Origin of the sequence: Acinetobacter wuhouensis (assembly GCF_001696605.3) — a bacterium.
GTDB lineage: Bacteria > Pseudomonadota > Gammaproteobacteria > Pseudomonadales > Moraxellaceae > Acinetobacter > Acinetobacter wuhouensis.
This window is the reverse complement of the sequence record NZ_CP031716.1, coordinates 3,677,231-3,703,112: the sequence shown is the minus strand read 5'-3', so window position 1 is coordinate 3,703,112 and position 25,882 is coordinate 3,677,231. Positions and strand designations below refer to the sequence as shown.

Genomic DNA, 25,882 nt, shown 5'->3' with positions numbered 1-25,882 from the left:
CGAAAATTAACTTTAAATAAGTATTTGATTGCTTTTTATAATGTGTAAAATAGGTATTAGTTAAGAGAATAATCTAAAATAATTTAATGCCGATAATTAAAAGCTTGTCTAGGTGTCATTCACGAATGTTAATAGCGAAAAAGCCATCCATTTTTTTTAAAAGTTTGAGTGCAGTGAGCTTATTTGTTCTGTCACAGAGCAATGGATATGCACAAGATACAAACTATATTGAAAATATTAAACAAGGTGTGGCAGGTTTAATTAAACCTAAAGATGATCAATCATTTAGAACTGCTCAGCTGAAAGCACTATCTGATTTTACATATCAACCAGATGTGAGTTCAAATGATTCATTACCAGTTGTGAAGCCTTATACTGGGCAAAAAGCATCATTAAATAATTTATATTTAGAAAATGCTGAAGCAACTAGTTTGAATACTCGTCAGACGCGAACAATGAATTTAGAAGATGCTATTCAAATCGCAGTAAAGAGGAATCCGAGTATTGCACAGACAATCTCAACATTGGCATCACAAAATGCCAATATTGATGTTGCTAAAGCGCAATATTATCCACAATTAAAAGCAGGAATGAATACAGGTGATTTCACTTCAAGTGATAAAGGAAGGCAGTTATATTCTGTTGAAGCCAACCAAATGCTTTATGATTTTGGTAAAGTAAAATCGAGTGTAAATACACAGCAAAATAAATTAGCGCTTGAGCAAGCGAATGTTTTAATGAGTATTGATGATATATCTACACAAACTGCACGTACGATTTTGTCATTAATGAGATATAGAAATATTATAAAAATAGCACAAGAACAATATAATGGTGTCAGTCGCTTACATGAAATTGCACGTTTAAGAGCGGAGGCAGGTATCAGTAGTAATGCTGATCCAGTACAAGCACAAAGTTATGTGGAATATGCGCGTTCTTATTTGATTACTCAACAAAACCTGTTAAAGCAACAAGAGCAAAAATTGCGAACTTTCTTAGGATTTGATGTGGGGCGGATTGATTTTGTCATTCCAGATGAATACGTAAAAATGTCTGGACTCTATGATTCACCTGAAATGAATTTAATTCCGAGTATGATTGCAGCCAAAGCGGAAATTGATGTTGCACAAAGCCAGAAAAAACAGACACAATTGAGTGCTTATCCAACAATTTCTTTAGTGGGTTCGGTCAGTAAAGCTTTAAATGGTAAAAATCCAAATACAGGTATTGAGGATGACACGAATAGTTCGATTGCTGTACAAATGTCGAGTAATTTTTATCAGGGCGGTGCTGTCGGTTCTCAAGTAAAGGCAGCCAACTATGCGGAGCAGGCAGCACGAGCGAAGCTCAATGCAACTTATTTGAATATTGTTGATCAAGCACAGATTGCCCGTGAAAGTATTGAAAATACAGATAAGCAAATTTGGGTACTAATGGATCGTGAACGATCTACAGCAAAAACACGTGAGCTTTATGAAGAGCAATACAAACTAGGCAAACGTTCTATCTTGGATTTGCTCAGTTCTGAACAGTCATATCAAAGTTCAAGAATTGAAAGAGAAGGCGCGCGTTTTGATATATACGATACAATTGCTGTATTTATCAATGTGACTGGTAAAAGTAGAAATGCTTACCACTTAAATAATATTCAAATTCAGGGGTTTGAAGTACAACCATGAATCAAAAAATAAATTATCAACCATGGTTACAAGCCATTATTACGGTTGCACAGCATTATCGAGTTCAACCCTCTGAAGAGCAAATTCGACTTCAACTGGATTGGAATAAATATTCAGACCTCGATGATATGTTGGCGATTATTACGCGCCAAGTTGGCTTAAACGTTCGCAAGGCAGATTTTACCACAGATGTGTTAAACCCATGGCGATTGCCAGTGGTGGTAGAGTTTAATGATGGTCAGGTTGCAGTCATTGAGAAGGTAGATAGTGCTGGGAATGCAAGCTTGCAATTGAGTGGCGATCAAGGCCTATCTCAAACTTTTAATTTACATGAATTACAAAGTAATGCGAAACGAGTTTACATTTTTAGACCAGAAACATCTGTGCCAGATGCACGTATTGACGAATATATTAAGCCTTATGAGAAAAGCTGGTTCTGGGATATCGTTCTAAAGGATTGGAAGCGTTATACAGATATTATGGTTGCATCGATGATGGCCAATATTTTGGCATTAGCAACGGTTATTTTTTCGATGCAAGTGTATGACCGTGTAATCCCTTCGCAGTCGATACCAACGCTTTGGGTTCTGGCAGGTGGTGTTCTCATTGCTGCTATTTTTGAATTTGTATTAAGAATTGCCAGAATCTATTTATCAGACATTATTGGTAAACGCGCAGATTTGAAGGTTTCTGATCAGGTCTTTGGGCATGCTTTACGGATTCGTAATAAAGATCGTTCTCGCTCAACAGGATCTTTCATTTCCCAAATTCGTGAGTTAGAAGGTGTTCGTGAATTGGTCACCTCGACCACGATTAGTGCGATTGCTGACTTACCTTTCTTTTTCCTATTTCTTATTATTTTCTGGATTATTGGTGGCAACATTTTCTGGGTGATGTTGATCGTCGTCCCACTGATGATACTTCCTGGGTTTCTTGTACAGAAAAAATTAGCACAATTGGCAACAGAAGGGATGCGTGAATCTGCAATCCGTAATGCGATTTTAGTGGAAGCCGTGCAAGGGATTGAAGATATTAAATTATTGCGTGCTGAAGCAAGATTTCAAAATCAGTGGAATCATATGAATGAAGTTTCTGCTGAAATTAGTATGCGTCAACGGAAGATCGTTGGTTGGCTTAATTCTTGGACGCAGAAGGTTCAAGGTTTGACTTTTGCAATTGTGGTCTTAGTAGGATGCTTTGCGGTCATGAAAGGGGACATGACTACGGGTGCATTGGTTGCATGTTCAATTTTATCCTCTCGTATGCTTGCACCAATTTCGCAAATTACAGGCGTATTGGGTCGTTGGCAACAAGCGAAAGTAGCGAAAACAGGTCTCGATGAGTTGATGCAAAAACCTGTTGATCGCCCTGATCGCGCGCAATTAATTCAGCGAAAAGTATTAAATGGTGATTATGAATTTAAAGGTGTGGTATTTAAATATACTGAAGATGATCCACGTCCAACCTTAGTGATTCCGCAATTAAAAATTAAACCAGGTGAGAAGATTGCAATTCTGGGCCGTAATGGTGCAGGAAAATCGACCTTGTTGCAGCTTCTTTCAGGTATGCAAAGCCCAATACAAGGCAAAATTAGTTTAGATGGTGTGGATCAATCTTTACTTGACCCAGATGATATCCGCCGTGATATGTCTTTATTAAATCAAAATGCACACTTATTCTTTGGTACGATTCGTGAGAATTTAACGTTGGGCGCACCTTTGGCAACCAATGATGAAATTATTCGTGCATTGAAAATTACCAATGCGATGGAAATCGTAGAACAGAAAAAAGAAGGTTTAGACCACATTATTCTTGAGGGTGGTGTAGGCTTCTCTGGTGGGCAAAAACAAGCATTGTTGCTCACACGATTGTTATTAAGAAACTCAAATATTGTATTGCTCGATGAGCCAACAGCATCGATTGATGATGTTTCTGAAAAATTATTGATTCAGCATCTAAAACAGTGGTTGGGACATCGAACTTTGGTTGTTGCCACACACCGACCTGCGGTTTTACAACTCGTTGACCGTATTATTGTTGTACATGAAGGTAAGATTATTAAAGATGGACCTCGTGATGCCATCCTGAATCCTGGGAATCAACCAAATGCAGGAGGGGCTTCAGCATGAGCCAAGAGCAAAATAATCAAAATGAAGTTGTTCCAGAAACAAAGACTGTATCTGAAAATAGTGCATCCAATGTTTTGCAGCGCCCAACCAATCCTTCAGCTTTGAAGTTCTCTGAGCCTCCTTTGCCTAAGTCAACATTCATTATTTGGATAGTGGCTATAGGGTTGTTGGCTTTCTTAATCTGGGCATGTCTATTCAAGTTGGAAGAAGTGTCAACAGGAACGGGTAAAGTCATTCCTTCATCTAAAGAGCAAATTATTCAGTCTTTGGATGGTGGTATCTTGACTAGCTTGGATGTGAAAGAAGGTGATATTGTCCAAAAAGGGCAAACGCTTGCACAGATCGATCCAACACGGTTTGAGTCTCAAGTGGGTGAAAGCCAAACTAAATTATTGGCAACTCAGGCAACAGCAGCACGTTTAGAAGCAGAAGTGAATGGTACTGCCATTAATTTTCCAAAAGCTGTTTTAGCGGTACCAAGTTTAGTTCGAGAAGAAACGGCATTGTACACTTCGCGCCGTGCCAATCTTGATGAATCAATCACTGGTCTTAAGCATGCATTGGCTTTGGTTCAAAATGAATTGCAAATGACACAACCATTGGTTGCAAAAGGTGCCGCTTCTGAAGTTGAAGTATTACGATTAAAACGTGATATTAACAATTTTGAAAATCAAATCAATGATAAGCGTAATGATTATTATGTGAAATCACGTGAAGAGCTTGCGAAGGCAAATGCTGATATTCAATCTTTGCAACAAGTGGTTGCTGGTCGTACTGATTCGGTTAAACGTTCTACTTTCAAAGCACCTGTGCGTGGTGTGGTTAAAGAAATTGCAGTGACTACGATTGGTGGTGTAGTTCCTCAAAATGGTAAATTGATGACAATAGTACCAATTGATGAACAATTACTAATTGAAGCGCGTATTTCTCCACGAGATATTGCATTTATCCATCCAAATCAGCCAGCGATGGTAAAAATTACAGCCTACGATTATTCAATCTATGGAGGATTGGAAGGTAAGGTAACAGTAATTTCACCTGATACAATTCGCGATGAAGTAAAGCAAGATCAGTTCTACTATCGTGTTTATATTCGTACTGATAAAGACAAGTTAGTGAACAAAGCTGGAAAATCTTTCTCAATTACACCAGGTATGGTCGCAACAGTGGATATTCGTACGGGTCAAAAAACCATTATCGAGTACTTGTTGAAACCATTTAATAAAGCGAAAGAAGCATTAAGAGAACGATAATTTAGAATGTTTTTAAAATTAAACCGCCGAAAGGCGGTTTTTTGAGCTTGTATGAATGAGTATGTCGAGCTATATAAAAAGCTTAATTTTTATCATCTACAATTTTTTTGAGCAAAAACTGTAAGGCAATTTTTTCTGCGGGATTCAGTGCCTTGAGTGTTAAGTCTGTGATTGTTTCAGCGATCGGGATGGCCTGTTTTAATTGGTCTTTGCCTTGAGGGGTAATATGAATTAAAACTTTGCGCTTATCTATACTGTCTGGGTCTTGGGAAATCAGTCCTTTATCTTTTAAACGTTGAATAATGCCACGAATCGTTGCCTGATCTATACCTGTATCATTGACCAGTTCCTTTTGAGAGCATTCTTGTAATTTGTGAATCGAATAAAGTGTTGCAAATTGCACGGATGTGAGCTGAGTTTCATCTAGGCTTTGCTGGAAAATGGATAAATGATGGTAGTACGCACGACGTAGTAAATAACCAACTTGGTCTTCAATAATATATTCATTATTTTCTTGATTCATTTATTGTTAACCCTAAAGAGAAATAAAAACGAAGAATTACTGGATTATAGACTTTAAAAAAAATAACGACTATAGCGCTATAGCCGTTATATGTTTTGATCAAAAGATTAATCTAGGTCGGTCGGAACACCGTGGTCAACAACGATAAGATCATCTAATTTAACGGTACAATTTCTTAGTGGAATATCCATATGACAAGGTGTTTTACGACTGCCTCCAACTTCTGTATTCGGGCCTGTTGAAAATAAGAAATTACCATTAAAAGCACGGGCATCCATACACATACCATCATTCTTGTCATGCAAGCCCATTGCTGTCCATTGCGCGCGAGGTTGTAAGCCCCAGCCAATATGAGAGATGCCATAAACTTCAGGATCATTAAAATATTTCATATAGTCACGTAAATATTCAGCTTCAAAGCCACCATGAATTTTAGTAATAAAGCCTTTTTCAACTTCTAAGGTAACTTTTTCGCGAACATAGTTTTTGAAAGGAAGAAGAATATCCCCCACATCTAAAACCAATGTTCCTTCAGCGGTATTTTCATTGGGCCATGTAAATAGGAAGCCACTCGGCCAATGGTCCCATCGACCGGGTTCATCCGCAAAGCCGTATTCAGTGACCGCTGGATATTGCCCGAGTGGTGCATAGAAATCTGTGCCTGCTTTGGATGTCACATGCATACTTTGCGCTTTTTTGAGGTATTTCTCAGCAGTTTGTACACGTATTTTATCTTCTAGAGTTGGCAGGATTCGAGCGAGCACTTCGGGTGGCTCAACGGCGAGTAAAATCCGAGTGCCTGTTTTTAAAATTTGTTCTTGTTCAGGTGAATGTAACAGCATCATGGTGTCTATAACTAAATCTACAGACTCTAAAGCACGTTGTGCAGCCAAATTCCCAGTGAGTGCCGTATCTCCACAATATGCCGTCATATCATTGCCCATCGCTTTGGGATGATTAAATGACGGAAGTTCCAAGATAAATACTTTTGCTTTTAATCGACAAGCTGCATCCATTGCAGCTTGAACTGTTTGTGGATGTGAATAATGGCTTTTTAAGATCGCAACAGTTTGAGTCTCATCTACTTTAGATAGTTGCAATACATGTTCAAACATTTGCGTAAGTTCGGATGAATTAACTGGCATGAATAGCGCTCCTTTGCTGATCGTTTTTTGTATTAATAAAGAGTATACGCTTTATATTTGCATAGTAAAGAAAATATTATTTCAAAAGTATTTTATTTAAAATATAGATAAAACAATGAAATAATGCGAAATTGCTAAAATTTTTATAAAAAATAATTAAAGTGTATAGACTTTAAATTTCTCTTAATGTATATCTATTTAGTAGGAAATATTTGTTTGAAGGAGTAAGCAATGAATACGTCTAAAAAAATCGCGGTAATCGGTGCTGGTTTAGGTGGAGCATCCATGGGAATCCTGCTGCAGAAAGCAGGTTTTGATGTTGAAGTTTATGAGCAAGCGGCTGAGTTTTCACGTTTAGGTGCAGGAATTCATATTGGTCCAAATATCATGAAAATTTTTCGTGAAATGGGCTTGGAACAAGATTTAGAAGACATGGGTTGTCATCCAGATTATTGGATTAGTCGTGATGGAAATACGGGTGAAGTAATTGCTAAAGCACCTTTAACGGGTTATGACGCTGCATATTTGACGATTCATCGTGGTGATATGCACGCACGACAAATTGAAGCATTACAACAAGATAAATTACATTTTGGTAAGCGTTTAAGCAATGTTGAGCAAGATGCTGAGGGTGTAACACTGAGTTTTGAAGATGGCACTGTAACAAAAGCAGATATTGTGATTGGAGCAGATGGGATTAACTCGAAAATCCGCGAAACTATTCTGGGTGTTGAAGCACCACTCTATAGTGGTTGGGTCGCACATCGTGCCATTATTTCAGGTGAAAAATTAGCAAAACTAAAACAGCAGTTTGATTTAGATGATTGCGTGAAATGGTGGTATGAAGATCGTCACATCATGGCATATTGCACCACGAAAGAACGTGATGAATATTATTTCGTCACAGGTGTTCCACATCCTGCTTGGGATTTCCAAGGTAAGAGTTTTGTACCATGTGACAAAGCAGAATTATTTGAAACATTTAAAGATTTCCATCCTTCGATTACAGCCATGATTGAAGCCAGTGATGATGTGACAAAGTGGCCTTTAAATAATCGTAATCCTTTACCTGTGTGGAGTAATGGGCGTTTAGTGTTATTAGGTGATGCATGCCATCCAATGAAACCACACATGGCGCAAGGTGCTGGCATGGCGATTGAAGACGCTGCAATGCTGACACGCTGTTTGCTTGAAGAAGGTTTAGATAACTACGAGCAAGCATTTAATCTTTATGAAGAAAATCGTAAAGAACGCGCAAGTGAAGTTCAAAAAGTATCCAATGCAAATACCTTCCTGAAAACGCAAGAAGATCCAGCTTGGGTATATGGTTATGAGGTTTATGCACAACCTCTACATGCGGAGGAAAATGCATGAGTCACTTACTATATGGCGGTAATGTAGTTGCGAACGCTGTTCGTCTACATTACCTCCGATATGGTGGGCAAGGTCATCCTCTGGTTTTAATACCAGGGATTACCAGTCCTGCAATCACTTGGGGTTTTGTTGCTGAGAAGCTCGCAGAATATTTTGATGTGTATGTTTTAGATGTTCGTGGTCGAGGTTTGTCATCTTCAGGCGATCATCTTCAGTACGATACTGAAACGTGCGTGAATGATATTTTGGCTTTCGTCGCAGCATTGGAACTTACTGAATATCATTTAGTCGGGCATTCGATGGGGGCGCGTTTTGCAATTCGTTGTGCTTCGCAACATCCACAAGGTTTAAAGAAAATCGTACTGATTGACCCACCTGTTTCTGGTCCAAATCGCCGTGCTTATCCAAGTCAGTTGCCGTGGTATGTCGATTCTATTCAGCAATCTATCGAAGGTATGGATGCTGAAGAGATGAAAAAATTCTGCCCGACATGGACTTTGGAACAACGTCAATTACGTGCTGAATGGCTACATACTTGTTATTTACCTGCAATTGTCAAAGCATTTAATGATTTTCATGATGTTGATATTCATCAATATATTCCACAAATTTCAGTGCCTGCTTTACTTATGGTTGCAGGTAAAGGTGGCGTGATTCAGGCAGATGATATTGATGAAATTCAGAAGCTTAATCCAAATATATCGGTCAGTCATGTAGAGAATGCAGGCCATATGATCCCTTGGGATGATGAACAAGGTTTTTATCAAGCATTTGGTGATTTTCTAGATCAGTCAATTATTTAAGGAAGAAATAAGTCATGGAAAAGATATATAAAATTGGTCAAATCGTACCAAGTTCGAATACGACAATGGAAACTGAAATTCCTGCGATGTTAAAAGCTCGTCAACTCATTCGCCCTGAAAAGTTTACTTTTCACTCAAGTCGTATGCGTATGAAGCATGTGAAAAAAGAAGAATTGGCTGCGATGGATGCTCAATCTGATCGTTGTGCATTAGAGCTTTCAGATGCACGTGTAGATGTATTGGGATATGCATGCCTTGTTGCGATTATGTCGATGGGTATTGGTTACCACCGTGAGTCTGAAAAGCGTTTGCATCAAGTGACGATCGACAATGATGCAGCAGCACCGATTGTGACGAGTGCTGGTGCTTTGGTGGAAGGCTTAAAAGTCATGAATGCCAAGAAAATTGTTGTGGTGACACCATATATGAAGCCATTAACAGAATTGGTGGTGGACTATATTAAAGCTGAAGGTTTTGAAGTGTTGGATTACGTCGCTTTAGAAATTGCAGACAATATCGCTGTGGCACAACATGATCCAAATAATTTGCCTGAGATTGTTCAAAAGCTGAATTATCAAGATGCTGATGTCATTGTGCTGTCCGCATGTGTACAGATGCAATCTCTTCCAGCGGTGGCAAAAGTAGAAGCATTAACTGGTAAACCAGTAATTTCTGCTGCAATTGCAACTACTTATCAAATGCTAAAAGCATTGAATCTTGAGCCAGTTGCGCCAGGTGCTGGTGCGCTATTGTCTGGTGCTTATGCATAGTTGGAGGTCGAGATGTCTCAGCAAAATGTACAAGAAAATTTACAGAGCAACTATCAAGGTGTTTGGGGAAATAGAATTGGTTTTGGTAAAAAACCAGCACTTCTCCTTGTAGATTTTATGCAGTCTTATACCACCGAAACAGAGCCTCTTTTTGCACCAGATGTGATCAAAGCGGTGCAAGAAACCAAAGACATTCTAGAGCTCGCTCGTGAACAAGATATATTGGTGATTCACACCAATATTTTGTATCACCCTAATCAACTCGACGGGGGAATGTGGGTCAAAAAGTCACCCGTAATGGCAGCCATGGTTGCAACAAATCCTGCGACGCAATTTTGCCCTGAGGTTAAGCCACTGGATGGTGAATTAGTGATCACAAAAAACTATGCAAGTGCTTTTTTTGGCACAAGTTTAGCATCTATTTTAAGCACTCAAGCTATTGATACTATTATAATTGTTGGTTGTTCTACAAGCGGTTGTGTACGTGCTACAGCAGTGGATTCTGTACAACATGGTTTTAGAACAATTGTGGTTCGTGAATGTGTGGGTGATCGTCATCAAGCACCGCATGAGGCCAATTTATTTGATATCGATAGTAAGTATGGGGATGTTGTGTCTAAGCAAGAAACTGTCGATTATTTTCAAAAAATCAAAGTGATTAAATAGATACATAGTGATGAAAAATATTATGCTTATGATCACAAGCCGAGGGGAATAGTGCAATGCGGGATTAAATCTGATCATTAGTCAAATGAGGAGAGGAGTACCTAATTGGCTGAAAAATATGATCAATTGCATTGTATCAATTTTAAACTTGGTTTGTTATCTAAAAGGAGTTAGATATGTCTGCCAATGTTGTCGTTTCTGAATCTATTGGAAAGGTAAGTTATACCGAACAGGAAGTTAAAGTTTATAAAAAAGTGATTTGGAAACTTATTCCTTTTTTATGCTTTTGTTATATTGCGGCCTATTTGGATCGTATTAATGTCGGTTTAGCAAAGTTACATATGCTAAGCGACATTCACCTCAGTGAAGCAGCTTTTGGTTTAGGCGCAGGGTTGTTTTTCGTTGGTTATATTCTTTTTGAAGTGCCAAGTAATCTGGTGATGGAAAAAGTTGGGGCAAAAATTTGGATTGCCCGAATTATGATTACTTGGGGAATTCTTTCTGGTCTGACGATGTTTGTCACCACACCTATGCAATTTTATGTTTTACGTTTTTTGCTAGGGGCTGCGGAAGCAGGCTTTTTACCGGGTGTTTTGTATTATTTAACCACTTGGTTTCCAACCTATTATCGTGGAAAAATTATTGCTTTGTTCATGATTGGCTTACCTCTCGCTGTGATTATTGGTAGCCCACTCTCTGGATGGATTATGGGAGCATTTGATCAAGTTCATGGATTTACAGGTTGGCAGTGGTTGTTCTTTTTAGAGGCTATTCCAAGTGTATTATTAGGAATCTTAACTTTTAAAATGTTACCGAACCATTTCTCAAAAGCAAAATGGTTAAATGAAGAAGAAAAGCACATTATTGATAGTAATTTAAAGAAAGATCTTGAGGGAAATTCATCTGCTAAAGAAAAGCATAGTTTTAAAGATGGTTTTTTTAATCTCAATATTTTGAAATTAGGTGCAATTAATTTCTCTATGTTGCTGTGTACTTACTCGATGGGATTCTGGTTGCCGACATTCATTAAGAACACAGGCATGACGGATGTTTTCCACATTGGATTGCTCGTTGCGATTCCAAGCATTATTGGTTTGGTTGCAATGTTATTGATTGGTCGCAGTTCAGATAAATTTAGAGAACGTCGTTGGCATCTCGTTATTCCATTTGTACTCGGTTCAATCGCATTATTTTTCACACATATGTTTAGTGCCAATATTGTGATGACCTTGGTTCTATTTTCAATCGCAGCAATTGCAACGACTGGAACTATTCCTGTGTTTTTCAGCCTTCCAGCAACTTTCTTATCAGGTACAGCAGCAGCAACTGGTTTTGCACTGGCTTGTTCAATCGCCAATTTAGCAGGCTTAGTGAGTAATACACTTGTGGGTTATGCCATCCAAATTACGGGTCGGCCTGAAGGTGCTTTGATGGTATTTGCTGTGTGTCTGCTACTGAGTTGTCTGATCGTTTTATCCTTACCGAAAGCTTTAGTGAATAAATAATTGAACAATTTGATTGGGCAAATAATTCAAAAAATTATTTGCTAAGGGGAAATTCATGTCTAAAAAAAGTTATTTGAGCATATTTATCGGTTGTTTGATGTCAATGAATGCCTTTGCAGAAACGCAAGGGACACCATTTAAATGGCAAACTGAAGATGGTTCTAAATCTTTAGAGGTCGGTGGTTTTATCCGAGCTAACTATCGTGATGAGCGTTGGGACAGTGACAATAATGGTAAGGTTTTATTTGATAATGCGCGTTTAAATGTTAAAGGTAAATATGATCAATTTTACTTAGATACCAGTTACGCATTTCAAGATGATCATAAGCGATCTATTGAGCATGCTTTTGTAGGGTATAAACCAAATGAAAATAATGACATTCAAGCAGGTATTATTTACAAACCATTTGCCATCTACCCATTTCCTGAACATGCTTGGACATTTCAAATTCCGTTCTTTTTAGGATTTGCAGACAGTGTTGCACCCGGTGTGAGTTGGAAAAACTCCAGTGATGATTATGATCTGACATTGGCCTATATGCCAATCATGAGTAATGGTAGTGTTCGTTATGCACCTGAAGCAGGTTCAGCCGATGATCTCGATTATGTTTTACCTAACCAGAAGCAATATCTGAACGAAAAGCGCAATCAGGTGAATGTTCGAGTCGCCAAAAAACTTAATTATGACTTTGGTAAGCAAGAGTTTGGACTGAGTGGTGCATATTCTCAGTTGCACAATAAAGCGACCGATGATGATGGCAGTTATTACGCACTTGGCTTACATGCTTTAAATAATTATGGCAAATGGGATTTTCAAACATCAGCGATTCACTATAAATATGATGCAAAAAATCCAACAGGTGTCGATGACGATAAAATATTGATGCAATCCAATGGGTTAACGCCTGCATATTTTGTTGCTTCTGAGGGAACGATTGGTATTTTTAATATAGGTTATACCCAACCTGTAACAAGCAAATATTTTCCGAATTTAAAATCTGTAAAATTCTACAATGATTACAGTATTTTAATGAAGGATCGTTCTGATTGGGCAGATTCACAAATGGACACTTTTGGTGTGCAATTTAATGCGATGCCTTTCTTGATCTGGGTTGATGGTAGTGTAGGAAAAAATGTGAATGTGTTGGGTGGTGCGAAAAACTCTACCGGTTATACCTCGGCAAATTCTGATTATAGTAACGATTGGAAGTTTAGATGGAATATCAACATTGGTTATAACTTCTAAAGTTTGAGGTTGTAAATTTAAGTGTGAAATTTATAGGGCTACAACCACAGATTAAGAGCTAGGTTGTAGTTTCCGTAAATTTCATTGATTCAGCGGAGGTGAGTGAGGTTTAATTTTTCCCATCATATTTATATTATTCAATGTAATAGTTTTCCTTTTATTTGTGTCTTTAGCTTATTTAAATATAGACAGTATTAATCAGCTCAAGACACCGAGTGGAACGACGGAGGAATTCGTTCGATGTTTGGGTTGAATGGTTAAGTCATTAGTTTGATTTGTCTTAAGCATTATTTTTTTGGGTCAATTCTTTTTAGTTGATGATCCTATAGTTCAAAGAATCAACACTAAAATGTCAAATGAATAAAGCACTACGGTGAGTGCTTTATTTTAAAATCCTCAAATTTTACGCGGTTCAGTTTTTAAAAAATAAATACCTATAGCAAGTCCAAGCAATGCAGAGATGATGGAACCAATCAGAACCCCGATTTTTGAAGCATCCATTAAAATAGGGTCTAGTTGAAATGCTAGTGTTGCAGTGAAAATAGACATGGTAAAACCAATACCTGCGAGGCAGCTGACCAACAGTAACCATCTATAATTAAACGTCGCTGGAAACTGCGCAATACCGATACGGACACAAAGCCAAGTGATCAGAAAAATTCCGAGTGGTTTGCCTAAAATTAGGGCTATGGAAATCCCCGTAATGACGGAGTAAACACCTGTATAATCAAAATTGATTTGGGTCAAGTTAACACCAGCATTGGCTAGAGCAAATAACGGCATAATTAGAAATGCAACCCAAGGTGAAAAAGCATAGCTGACACGGTTGACGGGGCTGTGTAATTCACGGTTTGCCAGTTGTAATTTTTTAGAAGATTCTACGCAGTCCTGTTGTTTTTTGATTTGCTCATAAGCCGCTTTTATTCCGTTAAATCCATGTTGGCTAGACGGACGAACAGCAACAGGGGTTAACAGTCCGAGGATTACACCAGCAAGTGATGGATGTACACCTGTGATGTATAATCCATACCAGATTAGGCAAGCAGGAACAACATAGGGTAGCATGGAAAAAATGCCCATACGTTGCATGATAAAGACCAGTAATAATCCCATGACAACAAAAATTGCACCAGTAGCATTCAGACCTGAAGAATAGAATAGCGCAATAATAAGTACTGCGATAATGTCATCAATAATGGCGAGAGTGAGCAGAAAAATTCGAGCAGAAGCAGGAATTCTTTTACCCAATAAAGCGAGGATGCCTACTGCAAAGGCAATGTCGGTGGCGGTTGGAATCGCCCAACCTTGATGTGCCTGACCAGCAGATAAACTAATACTCAGATAAATCAGCGCAGGAACAATAACACCACCGCAGGCTGCGATGACAGGTAGACAGGCAGATTTTAGATCAGCCAAAGTACCATCATGAATTTCTTTGCGTACCTCAACCCCTACAGCTAGGAAAAACAGAGTCATCAGCACATCATTAATAATAAAATGTAGGTCTGTTTTTATTTCAATAGAACCTAAGCTAAAAGCGATTTGGGTGTGTAAGAAAGCTGCATAACTGTCAGCATATTGTGAATTTGCCCATACTAGGGCAATTGCAGCAAATAACAATAAAATTGCACCACCAATGGCTTCGATGCCACGAATCAGTTGATAATACTGCATTCCTCTTTCGGTAATTTTTTGCAGAGGATGTATTTTGTATGATGAATTCTGAATCATTTCGGATTCCTTCCCTGAATTGCGCGCGAATTTAAATAAACCGTGAAATCCACTGTCTGACGCCATCAAAACTGCTGAAATCGTCAATACTCCGAACTTGTACTTCTGGCATTACGGTACCAATCATTTTACTCAAGGCATTGCCTGGACCAATTTCGAGAACGATGTCTGGCTGATATTCCTTAAGTGTTTCCAAGCAACGGTACCAATCTAGTGGGTGATCAATTTGCTGAGACAAAATAGGCAAAGCTTGAGTATAAGAAAAATATTTTTGTCCCTCACTGGCACTAATCACAGGAAGTTCCATGCGACCTATGGGCAATTGATGACAATAATTGGAGAACTGTTCAGCGGCATTTTTTAAAAATGAAGTATGAGAAGGTACAGAAACTTTCAGTCTATTGACCTGCTGTGCCCCTTGTTCATTGGCCGCTTGAATTAATTGATCTATGCGTTGGACAGGGCCTGCGACAATATAGTGTGTTTCATTTAATCGGATGGAAATTTCTGTCTTTGTTCTTTCCAACAGGGGTAATAATTGATTTCGGTTTAGCCCTTGTATGGCAGCCATGCCACAGCGGGTATTCGTTTGTTGGCTCATCAGCTTAGCTCTGATAGAGATCAACTCAAAAGCCTGAGCAAATGGCAGAGATGAGCTACAACAGAATGCGCTGGCTTCACCCAATGAATAACCTGCAAGAAATTCAGGTTGTGGTAAATACTCACGAATTTGTTGCCATCTTAAATATTGCAATGCAAAAATAAGGGGCTGTGCAATCGTGTTTTCAAAAATAGCTTCCTGCTCAGTTTTTGTTTGCTCAAGTTGTGTAGACTCAAGCTGATTCGTGAGCGACTTTAGCTGTGTAGTTAAGCCGTATTGTGAAGCTTGATCTTGAATTTCATGAAGGTGCTGGACAGATTGCAGACCCTGTCCACTAAAAATCACGGCAAAGTTCATGTTCCACCTTATGAAAAAATAGGGTAATCCCGAGTAGGTCTGCACTGCCACCAGGACTCAGGTGATGCTCAGTAAAATAATAATTGATTTGTTTGAGTTTATTTTCCCAATCGGCTTGAAGAACGCCACCATCTTTGAGAAATTGTTGAGTCATTTCTTGAACAATAAACAAAGCACTCATGCCTCCCCGCCAAACAATATTGGTATCGGGCAATTGGCTGATGAGAGTCAGTAAGGTTTGAACAGATGCCTTGTTGTGACAACCTGTTGTTGCGAGAGTGGATTGAAAGCAGGGTAGAGCAAGCTGCTTAATAATTTGGAAGCCATGTGCCACCTGTTCAATCGCACCTGAAATGCCATATTTTTTACGCATTTGTTGGCCATGACTGTTAGGATTTCTGCTCAGGTTTTGTAGTAGATCTTCTTGCCAGTTGAGCATAATCTGCTGGCAGATATTTTCAGCATTCAAAGGGAGATTTTGTCTGAAACACTGCCCTAGACCAGCACTTGCGAAGCCTAGATTAAAAATTGCACCTTTATGTGTGTTAATTTGATCGGTTGCTCGCATCATGCGTTGTTCACACTGGATGCCTGCTTGTTGTAAGGATTGAAAAGGTTGTTGATGAAAACCATATTCAAACAGCGTTGCATAATATCCCTGCATAGCATGGATGCTGGTCTCGAATAGGGCATAGTCCATATCATCATGACTACCTTGGCTCGATGGGCAGACTAGACCTGGTTTAAGCTCAAGACTCACTTCTTCATGTAGTGCCGATAGTGCAAGTTGGTCGATATGTGCCGCTAGACCGTGAACAAGTTGCTGACGTTCAGGCAGGGCAAGTGCGATATTGCTGTAATTCATATAGGTTCCCTCCTAGTATTTCAGCAATTTTTTGCAAACGAATTTCGTATAATTCTTTAACAATCAAAGTATCTTGTTGGTGATTCAAGGCGAAAATCAGTTCATTGAATGAAAAATTTTGCGCAGTAGGTAGTGCAATTTCTCCATCAATGGTGATAGAAATCTGTATTTTCAGTTGTTCGATTGCCTGAATAATTTGCGGAAGTTTATTCATCTCATTCACTTCAATTAGTAGGTCTAGATCAGACTGAGCATGAACAAAATTTTCTTTATACAAATATTGGTTGGCATAAGAACCGTAAACCTGTACAGAACAGGACAGTTGTTCCATCTTTTGTATAAATGCCTGTAACAATGCCTGCGTTTGCGTGTCTAGGTTTTCAGCAATCACAGAAAGCAAAGGTGGTTTATGACTCTGTACTGGCACAGTATCCAGTGCCAAAGCAACTCGATATTTTCGCCCATCTATGAAACAACTGACCGCCACTTTGAAATAATCTACAGATTCCTGACGGCATATGGTAAATGGTATATTTTGCTCAATCATTTGGTGTATTTTCTGTTGTATAGACACAGCAAGAGATGTATCGAGAAACCTAAATGTCTCATTTGCTTGTAGATAAATCAGGTGGTGGCGGTTCATATCACGACCTCTCTAAGCTGAAAGTACAGCCTGTACGATATCGTTGCACAAATGGCGACCTTGTCTTTGTTGGGCAAGAGTGCCTCGGTCATCATTTAGATATTGATCAATCTGAGTCTGTTGTTGCTGGATTGCATCGGGTACTAAATTTTCATCTAATGTATGCCAAATGGCAGAAATAGCGCCCATTTTGTAGAAGTTATCTACACCTGGTGCAAAAATAGCAGAGCTTTGAGACAGTTCTTTCAAGCGTTCAACTGGAATTTTAGTTACGCGCGACATCGCATTTAAATCCATGACCTTGACCTGACTTTGTTCTAGGGCAAAGACTTGGTTGGACATCAGACCATAAGACAAGAAGCCTCCACTGACAGCTTCTCCCAAAATTATGGCAAGGTTAGGATGCTGTTTTCTGCGCAGTAAATCCACGCAACTTGCCAGATGAGCAAAGGTTCTGTTCAGACACAATAGTTCATCAGAGCGAGATAAAGCCTGCCCTTGTGTATCTACAATAAAAACCACAGGTGTCTGCGCATCTTCAGCAATAATATTAAGTACTTCAGATGCAATTTGCATCGCGATTTGTTGATTGATCGGTGCAGAATTTACAGTACCTACAATGCGAACTTTACCTACAGCAGTTTGCGCTGAACCACAGATAAAATGTCCCTGAATGTCATAGTTCAGATCATGTGGAAACAGCTGTTTCAGAATCATTTCAGTTTCCATATTAAACTCCTTGTTTAATCTGAGTCACTTCGGCTGCACTGAGCATTGGAATCTGTTCAGCATGTTCAATATTCATGCCTTTCCAAATTTCTAGACCATCTTTTTGACCGAACCAGCGTGTGTATTGTTCCTCAAGAGATTGCTGCTTTTGCAACAGTGTTTCGAGGTTCAGTATGTCTGAATCCTTTTTTTGACTTGTTTCTGAGAGTGCATGGATAATGCCATCTCTGATGTCATCGGTATCATCTTCAGTTAGCTGTTGTACATGATTGAGTAGATAACGATGTTTGCCACCCGTCACTCGCCATACCAATGCACGGTCTTTGGAGTCAAACTCTTCTACACCTTTGACGGTTTCAATGACTTCAGGTCCAGAAAGTGCAAGACGACCTTCTTCAGACATGATGATATGACTGCTTAGACACGCGCTGATGCCCATGCCACCAAATGCGCCACAAGTGCCACCAATGACAGTGATGATAGGGATGCCCGCATTTCTGACTTTAAGCATTGCCCGCATAATTTCAGAAATGGCAATCAACCCCGCATTGGCTTCGTGTAGGCGTACACCACCAGAATCGACAAGGAAGATAACCGCAGATGACTGGTCTTGAATGGCTTTTAGCAATAAGCCAACCACTTTAGCGCCGTGAATCTCACCCACAGCACCACCCATAAACTGACCTTCTTGGGCAATAATATGTACAGGTGAGCTTTGGATACGAGCTGTACCAATAATCACGCCATCATCAAAACTGCCAGGAATATCAAGTGCTTTTAAATTAGGGCTGAGTTCAACAGTTCCAGGTTTAAGGAACTCGGTGAAACTGCCTTGATCCACGATACTGTTGATTCGGTTGCGTGCTGTTTTTTCATAAAAACTTTTTTTAATCATCTTATGCATGTTCGCCATCCTTCAGCATTGCAACAGCCTGACTTAAACGTAAACTGACCACAGCAGGTGTTGCACCCATATCATTCAGCTGAAATTTCAGACCACCCACTGCATGTCGATTACAAAACTCTGTCAGCACTGCATGCCATACTGTTTGAAATCCAGTCGCAGACGTATTGACTGAAATTTCACAGGTCTGATGGTCTTGCAATGGGCTGACCAATACTTCCAAATTACCTGAACCAACTACACCACAAATCATATTGTGTTCAGCCTGCGCTGCGTGTGTGGAGGAAAGTTTAAAATTTAATAGTTCCATATTATTTGCTCCATCATCACCAATTTCTAAAACGACTTGGTGGGGAATACATACCTTCAGACCATTTCACCAAATCTTTAATAGACTGAGCTGCAAGTAGGTCACGTGTTGCTTTGGATGGGTCAATGCCAAGATCTTCAGGACGTTGAATGATTCCTCTTTCACGGAGTTCTTCAACTTTTTGATGATCACGCTTCATCCCTACAGGGGTATAACCTGCTACACCGCGAATGGCTTGTTCACGTTCTTCTGCTGTACGACAAAGCAGTAAATTGGCAATGCCTTCTTCAGTGACAATGTGTGTGACATCTTCGCCGTAAATCATAATCGGTGGAAAATCGCTACCCATTTTATCTTGGAGTTGCCATGCATCTAGATCTTCAACAAAGACAGGGTGCATATGTTCACGATAAGTTTCTACCAGCTGTACGACAAGTTTTCGACCTTTAATGGCTTTGCCATCTACAGCCTCTTTACCTGCTTTGCTATAGGCATAACTAGAATGACGACGTCCATGTGGATCAGACCCCATATTGGGTGCGCCACCAAAACCAGCTATACGGTCAACAGTGGCCGTTGAGCTATTACCTTGCAAATCAATTTGTAGCGTAGAGCCAATAAATAAGTCACAGGCGTATAATCCAGCAGCTTGAGAAAAAGCTCGGTTGGAACGCATACTTCCATCTGCACCGGTAAAGAAAACATCTGAACGGTTACGGATATATTCCTCCATGCCGACTTCAGAGCCAAAACTGTGAATGGATTCTACAAAACCACTTTCGATAGCAGGAATCAGGGTTGGATGTGGATTCAGTGCCCAATTTGTACAAATTTTTCCTTTTAAATCTAAATCATCAGCAAAAGTTGGCAATAATAGCTCAATGGCTGCTGTATCAAAGCCGATACCGTGATTCAGACGCTGAATTTGATAGGGTGCATAGATACCTTTAATGACCATCATTGCCATTAAAATTTGCACTTCGGTAATTTGTGCAGGGTCACGGGTAAATAATGGTTCAATATAGTTTTGTTTAGGACTAACAATAAAGAAGTCAACCCAGTCGGAAGGAATATCTACGCGAGGTACGTGATCAACTAGTTCATTGACCTGCGCAATAACAATGCCACTCTTAAATGCGGTTGCTTCCACAATGGCTGGGGTATCTTCGGTGTTGGCACCTGTATATAGATTGCCTTGAGCATCTGCCGAATGTGCGGTAATCAGGCAGACATTCGGTGTTAGATCAATAAAGTAACGACCATATAATTCCAGATAGGTATGGATCGAACCAATCGAAATTTTCTGTTGCTGTACCAGTTGAGCTAAGCGCAGACTTTGTGGTCCTGCAAAAGAAAAATCAACTTTAGAAGCAATCCCTTTTTCAAATACATCGAGATGACTAGGTAGTGCCAATACAGATTGCAAAATATGTAGATTATTCAATATTTCAGGGTTGCACTGACTTAGAGTTTTGGATAAGAAATCAGCTTGTTTCTGGTTGTTGCCTTCTTGACAAACTTTGTCACCACAGGAGATGACCGTTTCAAGCAATTCAACTGCACGTGAATGAGCAACTTGTTTTTCAAATCCCTTTTGGCTTGCTTGTTCAAGTTTCTGTAAACGTTTGGATTTTTGACTGTTCCATATCCGCTTGTTGATCATATTATTCATTTCATCACCTGATGTTTAACCAAAAATTGCATTGACTGTCAGGAAAAATATAGACGGGCCGAGTAAGCAACCTAAGCCTGTATAGAATGTCGCAACCAATGCGCCATAAGGGACAAGGCGAACATCTGTACCTGCAAGACCAGCAGCTGTACCACTGGTTGTACCAGCCATACCACCAAAAATCATGGCTGAACGAGGGCTTTTTAGGTACATGAATTTAGCGAGGAGAGGAGTACCTACCATGAAGAAAACGGATTTGATTAGTCCAATCGCAATAGAGAGCGCAATGACTTCTGAACTTGCTCCAATTGCTGTGCCTGTAATTGGGCCAACGATATAAGTCATGGCACCAGCACCAATTGTAGTCATCGAAATTGGATCTTTGTAACCCATCATCCATGCAACGCCAGCACCCGCAACAAACGGGATGATACAACCCAGTGCAAGAGCGATCATGCCTACCTTGCCTGCTTTTTTTACTTCTTTTACATCGACTTCAAATGCTGTGGAAGCAATAGCTAAGTCACGTAACATCGCGCCACCTAACAGGGCGAATCCTGAAAAAATGGCAATATCTGAAACACCTTTAGAACCTTCTGTATATACACCTGCAAAATAGGCAATCACCAGACCGAGGGTAATGGCTATCGCAGAGCTTTGAAGTTTCCCACCAGTCAAATATTTTGACAGCAGATGGGAAATAAACATCATCAGCCCTGTTACTGCGAGTGCTGTGACCAGTGCATTTTTGGTCAGAACCTGAATTAGTACGTCCATACAATAACTCCCTGAATTCCTTTATATGTGAGGAGTGCGAGGCTTAAGCTTCAGCCGGTTGATTTGTTTGTTCAGAAGGCCACTCATAACTGTGATAGTCATTGCTTAGTTTATTTAGCCAGCGAATCACCAATACTGTTGCAACTAGAGAAATAACGGCAACGACCACGCCAACCATGCCACCAGACATTGCTGCGACAACATTTTGTCCAGCGGACATTGCAACTACGATTGGGATATACATGCCTGACCAATACAACACACCAAATTGAGTGACCTGAGGCAGATACCCTTTTTTTGCCAACAGTTCCTTACTGGCGATCAATAGAATCATGGCGATAGCAACCCCACCAACATTGGCTTTTACACCGAGTAAGATTCCAAGCGTATTTCCTAGATAGTCACCTAGCAGATGACAGATTGCGAGTAATGCTGTTCCGTAAATAATCATCTTGATCCTCCATGGACTGAGATTTAGTAGTAATAAACATCCTTATATTTTGTTATAGTTATATCTGGAATGTATTCAAATAACAATACGTTTGTACTCAAAAAGCAAAATATTGTATACAAAATGGTGTGAAATGAATTTAATCAAAGACTTACCTTTATCCATGCAAGTGAGTAAAAAAATAGAGGATGATATTATCTTTGGACACTTTTTACCGGGAACTAAACTCGATGAAGCTGAGCTATGTGAACGCTATGGAGCATCAAGAACTCCTATTCGTGAGGCTTTAAAGCTGTTAGCTGCTGAGGGGCTTGTGGAAATTCGACCACGACGGGGCGCTATCGTACCTGCAGTGAACCCGATGACATTGTGTGAAATGTTTGAAGTGATGGCTGAGTTAGAAGGGATGTGTGGACGACTTGCAGCTAGACGGATACAAGAAAATGAAAAAAGTAAGCTTTTGGAGTTACACAAACGTTGTGCCGAATATCTAGAGTCGGGTGATTCTGAAAACTATTATGAAATGAATCGGCAGTTCCATTTCCAAATCTATGCTGCAAGTCATAATAGCTTTTTGATTGAGCAGGCGGGAAGTTTGCATAAAAGGCTACATCCATATCGCCGCTTACAGCTTCGAGTTAGCAACCGTATGAGCAATTCTTTTACGGAACATGAAGGTATTGTCGAAGCAATTATCCATGGTAATGAAGTTGAGGCTGAACGTCTATTGCGTGAACATGTTGTGATACAAGGGCAAAAATTTACTGATTTAATTGCGACGATTAATACTTATGGAAAATGAGTTGAGTGTGTCGAGTGATTGCAAAAGTAACGAGACACATTGCTTTTCGATATTTTAGGTGAATGATGGTAAAAGCATTTAAATCTTGGCAAGCTTGCGCAAGATCGATGATGCTAAATTATATTCAGTTTGACTGATTGGCTGAAATTCGTGGTTATTTAGCGTGGTTTATTGTGATTAGGCATATTTGGGTCACTAAAAATACAGCACATTAAAATTTGATCATGAATTTTTGTGAAGGTTTTTAACTTATCAGAGAAATATCTATTAAAACAACAATAAAAAAGCCCCAATCTTTCGATCAGGGCTTTTTGAATTTGGAGCGGGAAAGGAGACTCGAACTCCCGACCCCAACCTTGGCAAGGTTATGCTCTACCAACTGAGCTATTCCCGCGGAGTCTGTCCAATTTTTTAAATAAAAAACTGAATGAAAAAATTTTGGAGCGGGAAAGGAGACTCGAACTCCCGACCCCAACCTTGGCAAGGTTATGCTCTACCAACTGAGCTATTCCCGCGGAGTCTGTCCAATTTTTTAAATAAAAAACCGAATGAAAAAATTTTGAGCGGGAAAGGAGACTCGAACTCCCGACCCCAACCTTGGCAAGGTTATGCTCTACCAACTGAGCTATTCCCGCATGCGGTGTATAATACATCAACAGATAACAGGGTCAAGATTTTTTTGCTCAGGAGAATGTTAATTGCATAAAATAAAGTCATTTTTATGAAAATAATCCAAGAAAGTTCTCATAAAATACAGAATTGTCTTTTTAACAAAGGATATTCTGCATAATTTGGAGCTTTCAATAAGCCATTTAAAGATAATCAGCTATACTAATAAAAACCATTGATGTATCTCAAAGGAAGTAGCATGACCTTAGAACAGCAACTTATTGATAGCCTAAATCAACTTGAACCTACTCACTTAGAAGTAATCAACGAATCTTCAGGTCATGGTGGCTATTTCCCTGGCAAAGAATCACACTTTAAAGTGATTATTGTCAGTGAAGCTTTTACTGGCTTACGTTTAGTTCAGCGTCATCAAAAAGTTTATGCTGTCGCTAAAGAACTACTTTCCCCAGGAAAAATTCATGCCTTGGCGATCCATGCCTATTTACCAAGTGAATGGCAAGGTCAAGCGCCTGCAAGTCCTGAATGTGCACATGCGCCTAAAGCTTAAGTATTTGGGATAATAAAATGGATATACATTTACTGATAAAAATCATTCATATGACCAGTGTTGCGGTGTTGATACTGGTTTTTGTTTTACGTGCAAGTACTTTATTTATAGGCACTCAAAATCAACAACCCAATCAAAAAGGTCGTGTGGCTTTTGTTGCATTGCAACACTTATCACTCACATTGATTGTCGTCACAGGTGTGACACTCTTGGTGATGAATGAATTTAAGGTTCAACCATGGTTTTATGCCAAAGTTGTTCTATTTATTGTGTTCTTATCATCACAAATTAAAGCTTATAAAAAAGATGAGCGCATACTCTTGGCACAACGCCGTGCGGGTTTAGTGATCGGTGCTGTCGCGCTCATCGCCACTTTGGCTTTGGTGGTGATCAAACCAGTTTTTAGTTGATTGTTAGACATAGATTTCACACTTATAGCGTGTCTAGGTTAAACTATAGACAAGTTTAAAAATAATGATATTTCGGGGAATGGGTATGTTGACGCGTGTGGTGTTTAACCAAAAGGGCGGTGTTGGTAAATCAAGTATTACCGTAAATCTTGCGGCGATTAGCGCACATCAAGGTTTTAAAACATTGGTCATTGATCTAGATCCACAAGCCAATTCTAGCCAATACCTTTTGGGTGATGATGCGACCTATTCTGCGGAAAAAACGGCTTTAGAACCGAATATTGAAAACTTTTTTAGTGATGTTTTAGGAAACAATCAGCAAAAAGGCTTGATTGGCAATGCCATCGGTTCATTGCTAAAAGGTAAAAATAAAGGTTTTGACCAATATATTCACCGTTCGCCATTCAAAGACCTCGATGTATTGCCTGCAAGTCCAAGTTTGGGTGAGTTAGAGCATGCTTTAGAATCTAAACATAAGATCTATAAGCTACGCGATGCAATCCAGTCTTTAAGCGGTCAATATGATCGTATTTATATTGATACACCACCTGCATTTAACTTCTTTACCCTGTCTGCGCTTATTTCGGCAGATCGTGTGCTGATTCCTTTCGATTGTGATGTATTTTCAAAACGAGCCTTACAAACCTTGATTCAAAATGTTATTGAAACCCAAGATGATCATAATGATCGTCTTGAAATTGAAGGGATTGTGGTCAATCAATACCAAGCTCAGGCAAAATTACCGCGTGAAGTGGTACAACAATTAAAAGATGAAGGTTTGCCTGTACTTGAAAATATGCTTCCTCCATCAGTATTGATGAAAGAATCTCATCATAAAAACCTACCGTTAATCCATTTGGCTACAGATCATAAATTGACTCAAGCCTATCAATCATTGTTCAATGAGATTGATAAAAAATAATTTCGAGATTGTGATGAGTTCATTAAAAATGAATGCTGTAAAATTAGCGACAGCAACGATTGCAACATTAGTATTGTCGGCATGTGCGACAACGGTAAAACCAACTTATGTTTCACCTACACAGTATCAAGCGATGAACTGTGCGCAAATTTCTGCTGAATTTAACCGTATTCAGCAATACATCAACAATGGTGTCACACCTGCAAAACGTACAGGTGTTGGTGTTGGCTTAGGTCTTGGCGGTGGTTGGGGCAGTGGCGGTTTTGGTTGGGGAATTGGTCCGAGTATTTCTGTCAATATGGGACAATCTTCAAATACCAAAAATACCGAGCTGTCTCGTCTATATGGCGAGCAAGATGCACTTTCGCAAGCTGCACAATTTAAAAACTGTCCTTATGTACCAAAGCGTCAGGAAGTGAAAAAGTAATTATTTCATCT

At 39.4% G+C, this 25,882-nt stretch carries 26 protein-coding genes and 3 tRNA genes; 14 read left to right on the top strand and 15 right to left on the bottom strand.

Annotated features, from left to right (window positions below; all coding sequences use genetic code 11):
• Positions 1-125 precede the first annotated feature (125 nt).
• From BEN71_RS18380 to BEN71_RS18370, 3 genes are read left to right on the top strand one after another with little or no spacing between them, the layout of a single operon-like run.
• On the top strand, positions 126-1,679 hold the full coding sequence (locus BEN71_RS18380) for a TolC family protein (RefSeq protein WP_068975580.1): 1,554 nt from the start codon (positions 126-128) through the stop codon (positions 1,677-1,679).
• On the top strand, positions 1,676-3,808 hold the full coding sequence (locus tag BEN71_RS18375; RefSeq protein ID WP_068975581.1) for a type I secretion system permease/ATPase: 2,133 nt from the start codon (positions 1,676-1,678) through the stop codon (positions 3,806-3,808). The genes BEN71_RS18380 and BEN71_RS18375 overlap by 4 nt, the downstream gene beginning before the upstream one ends.
• Positions 3,805-5,061, top strand: a complete 1,257-nt coding sequence (locus BEN71_RS18370) for an HlyD family type I secretion periplasmic adaptor subunit (RefSeq protein WP_227542634.1) — start codon at positions 3,805-3,807, stop codon at positions 5,059-5,061. The genes BEN71_RS18375 and BEN71_RS18370 overlap by 4 nt, the downstream gene beginning before the upstream one ends.
• Positions 5,062-5,143: 82 nt before the next feature.
• On the opposite strand, the gene BEN71_RS18365 is transcribed toward BEN71_RS18370, so the two are convergent.
• Together BEN71_RS18365 and BEN71_RS18360 are read right to left on the bottom strand one after the other, a co-directional pair.
• Positions 5,144-5,584: a MarR family winged helix-turn-helix transcriptional regulator gene (locus tag BEN71_RS18365; RefSeq protein ID WP_068975582.1), complete on the bottom strand. Its 441-nt coding sequence runs from the start codon at positions 5,582-5,584 to the stop codon at positions 5,144-5,146.
• 107 nt (positions 5,585-5,691) lie between these two features.
• Positions 5,692-6,729 (bottom strand): 2,5-dihydroxypyridine 5,6-dioxygenase, encoded by a 1,038-nt coding sequence (locus BEN71_RS18360; RefSeq protein ID WP_068975583.1) that lies wholly within the window; start codon positions 6,727-6,729, stop codon positions 5,692-5,694.
• Between the two features lie 231 nt (positions 6,730-6,960).
• Here BEN71_RS18360 and BEN71_RS18355 point away from each other — a divergent pair, with 231 nt between their 5' ends.
• The 6 genes from BEN71_RS18355 to BEN71_RS18330 all read left to right on the top strand — a co-directional run bounded on the left by BEN71_RS18355 (position 6,961) and on the right by BEN71_RS18330 (position 13,093).
• A complete protein-coding gene (locus BEN71_RS18355) occupies positions 6,961-8,103 on the top strand; it encodes an FAD-dependent oxidoreductase (RefSeq protein ID WP_068975584.1) in 1,143 nt (380 codons plus the stop codon).
• Positions 8,100-8,906 carry an alpha/beta fold hydrolase gene (locus BEN71_RS18350; protein WP_068975585.1) on the top strand — a complete coding sequence of 269 codons (807 nt, stop codon included), beginning with the start codon at positions 8,100-8,102 and terminating at the stop codon, positions 8,904-8,906. The genes BEN71_RS18355 and BEN71_RS18350 overlap by 4 nt, the downstream gene beginning before the upstream one ends.
• 14 nt (positions 8,907-8,920) lie before the next feature.
• Positions 8,921-9,676, top strand: a complete 756-nt coding sequence (locus BEN71_RS18345) for a maleate cis-trans isomerase family protein (RefSeq protein ID WP_068975586.1) — start codon at positions 8,921-8,923, stop codon at positions 9,674-9,676.
• A 12-nt stretch (positions 9,677-9,688) separates the two neighbouring features.
• A complete protein-coding gene (locus tag BEN71_RS18340) occupies positions 9,689-10,342 on the top strand; it encodes an N-carbamoylsarcosine amidohydrolase (protein ID WP_068975587.1) in 654 nt (217 codons plus the stop codon).
• Between the two features lie 176 nt (positions 10,343-10,518).
• Positions 10,519-11,847, top strand: coding sequence for an MFS transporter (locus BEN71_RS18335; RefSeq protein ID WP_068975588.1), 1,329 nt, complete (start codon positions 10,519-10,521; stop codon positions 11,845-11,847).
• A gap of 55 nt (positions 11,848-11,902) precedes the next feature.
• Positions 11,903-13,093 carry a hypothetical protein gene (locus tag BEN71_RS18330; RefSeq protein ID WP_068975589.1) on the top strand — a complete coding sequence of 397 codons (1,191 nt, stop codon included), beginning with the start codon at positions 11,903-11,905 and terminating at the stop codon, positions 13,091-13,093.
• A gap of 396 nt (positions 13,094-13,489) precedes the next feature.
• Here BEN71_RS18330 and nhaA read toward each other — a convergent pair whose 3' ends face one another.
• From nhaA to madL, 10 genes are read right to left on the bottom strand one after another with little or no spacing between them, the layout of a single operon-like run.
• Complete coding sequence (nhaA, locus tag BEN71_RS18325) at positions 13,490-14,824, bottom strand: Na+/H+ antiporter NhaA (protein ID WP_068975590.1); 1,335 nt, start codon at positions 14,822-14,824, stop codon at positions 13,490-13,492.
• A gap of 31 nt (positions 14,825-14,855) precedes the next feature.
• Positions 14,856-15,782 (bottom strand): malonate decarboxylase subunit epsilon, encoded by a 927-nt coding sequence (gene mdcH / locus BEN71_RS18320; protein ID WP_068975591.1) that lies wholly within the window; start codon positions 15,780-15,782, stop codon positions 14,856-14,858.
• Entirely contained in the window at positions 15,760-16,647 is an 888-nt protein-coding gene (gene mdcB, locus BEN71_RS18315) for a triphosphoribosyl-dephospho-CoA synthase MdcB (protein ID WP_068975592.1), read from the bottom strand. The genes mdcH and mdcB overlap by 23 nt, the downstream gene beginning before the upstream one ends.
• Positions 16,613-17,290 (bottom strand): malonate decarboxylase holo-[acyl-carrier-protein] synthase, encoded by a 678-nt coding sequence (gene mdcG, locus BEN71_RS18310; protein ID WP_068975593.1) that lies wholly within the window; start codon positions 17,288-17,290, stop codon positions 16,613-16,615. Before mdcG ends, mdcB begins: the two co-directional genes overlap by 35 nt.
• A 12-nt stretch (positions 17,291-17,302) precedes the next feature.
• Positions 17,303-18,019 (bottom strand): biotin-independent malonate decarboxylase subunit gamma, encoded by a 717-nt coding sequence (gene mdcE, locus BEN71_RS18305; protein WP_068975594.1) that lies wholly within the window; start codon positions 18,017-18,019, stop codon positions 17,303-17,305.
• A 1-nt stretch (position 18,020) separates the two neighbouring features.
• Positions 18,021-18,923: a biotin-independent malonate decarboxylase subunit beta gene (locus BEN71_RS18300; RefSeq protein ID WP_068975595.1), complete on the bottom strand. Its 903-nt coding sequence runs from the start codon at positions 18,921-18,923 to the stop codon at positions 18,021-18,023.
• Entirely contained in the window at positions 18,916-19,233 is a 318-nt protein-coding gene (gene mdcC / locus BEN71_RS18295) for a malonate decarboxylase acyl carrier protein (protein WP_068975596.1), read from the bottom strand. The genes BEN71_RS18300 and mdcC overlap by 8 nt, the downstream gene beginning before the upstream one ends.
• Positions 19,234-19,249: 16 nt before the next feature.
• Entirely contained in the window at positions 19,250-20,905 is a 1,656-nt protein-coding gene (mdcA, locus tag BEN71_RS18290; RefSeq protein WP_068975597.1) for a malonate decarboxylase subunit alpha, read from the bottom strand.
• 15 nt (positions 20,906-20,920) lie between these two features.
• Positions 20,921-21,682, bottom strand: coding sequence for a malonate transporter subunit MadM (madM, locus tag BEN71_RS18285; RefSeq protein WP_068975598.1), 762 nt, complete (start codon positions 21,680-21,682; stop codon positions 20,921-20,923).
• 43 nt (positions 21,683-21,725) lie between these two features.
• Positions 21,726-22,133 (bottom strand): malonate transporter subunit MadL, encoded by a 408-nt coding sequence (madL, locus tag BEN71_RS18280; RefSeq protein WP_068975599.1) that lies wholly within the window; start codon positions 22,131-22,133, stop codon positions 21,726-21,728.
• A 133-nt stretch (positions 22,134-22,266) separates the two neighbouring features.
• Between madL and BEN71_RS18275 the strand changes: the two genes are divergently transcribed.
• Positions 22,267-22,935 (top strand): GntR family transcriptional regulator, encoded by a 669-nt coding sequence (locus tag BEN71_RS18275; protein WP_068975600.1) that lies wholly within the window; start codon positions 22,267-22,269, stop codon positions 22,933-22,935.
• 318 nt (positions 22,936-23,253) lie between these two features.
• Here BEN71_RS18275 and BEN71_RS18270 read toward each other — a convergent pair.
• From BEN71_RS18270 to BEN71_RS18260, 3 genes are all read right to left on the bottom strand, one after another.
• Positions 23,254-23,329, bottom strand: a tRNA-Gly gene (locus BEN71_RS18270).
• Between the two features lie 45 nt (positions 23,330-23,374).
• A tRNA-Gly gene (locus BEN71_RS18265) sits at positions 23,375-23,450 on the bottom strand.
• A 47-nt stretch (positions 23,451-23,497) separates the two neighbouring features.
• Positions 23,498-23,570: transfer RNA gene (locus BEN71_RS18260), tRNA-Gly, on the bottom strand.
• Between the two features lie 233 nt (positions 23,571-23,803).
• Between BEN71_RS18260 and BEN71_RS18255 the strand changes: the two genes are divergently transcribed.
• The 4 genes from BEN71_RS18255 to BEN71_RS18240 all read left to right on the top strand — a co-directional run bounded on the left by BEN71_RS18255 (position 23,804) and on the right by BEN71_RS18240 (position 25,871).
• The gene (locus BEN71_RS18255; protein ID WP_068975601.1) at positions 23,804-24,112 is read left to right on the top strand and encodes a BolA family protein; all 309 of its coding nucleotides are present in this window, start codon (positions 23,804-23,806) and stop codon (positions 24,110-24,112) included.
• A gap of 17 nt (positions 24,113-24,129) precedes the next feature.
• Complete coding sequence (locus BEN71_RS18250) at positions 24,130-24,522, top strand: SirB2 family protein (RefSeq protein ID WP_068975602.1); 393 nt, start codon at positions 24,130-24,132, stop codon at positions 24,520-24,522.
• A gap of 85 nt (positions 24,523-24,607) precedes the next feature.
• Positions 24,608-25,444, top strand: a complete 837-nt coding sequence (locus BEN71_RS18245) for a ParA family protein (RefSeq protein ID WP_068975673.1) — start codon at positions 24,608-24,610, stop codon at positions 25,442-25,444.
• Between the two features lie 13 nt (positions 25,445-25,457).
• Positions 25,458-25,871, top strand: a complete 414-nt coding sequence (locus BEN71_RS18240) for a hypothetical protein (protein ID WP_086322704.1) — start codon at positions 25,458-25,460, stop codon at positions 25,869-25,871.
• Positions 25,872-25,882: the final 11 nt, after the last annotated feature.